Raw genomic sequence first — 237 nt, forward strand, 5'->3', positions numbered from 1 at the left:
GTTGGCACCAAGCTCTCAATTGACGATATCGATCAACTGGCCCGCGCAAGCGTTATTCGAAGCCTGGGCGGGGGCGCGAGCGGGTCCGGTATGTTGCCGCCCGGCGCGATGTCGCAGCCGCAGCCCGGAATCGCAGCGAGCGGTGTCGGGGCCGAGACGTCGCCGAAGCCGATCGAGAAGCCGATTCGCACGCCGCGCGCTCACGCGGAGCCGGTTTCCTTCCTCGGGGCATTCAAC

General features: G+C 67.1%; 1 pseudogene. It reads left to right on the top strand.

From position 1 onward, the window contains the following. Positions 1-237: pseudogene (locus SB771_RS36940) on the top strand (hypothetical protein); the annotation flags it as partial.

This window comes from Burkholderia sp. SIMBA_051, from assembly GCF_046534915.1.
In the GTDB taxonomy this organism is placed as follows: Bacteria; Pseudomonadota; Gammaproteobacteria; order Burkholderiales; family Burkholderiaceae; genus Burkholderia; species Burkholderia ambifaria.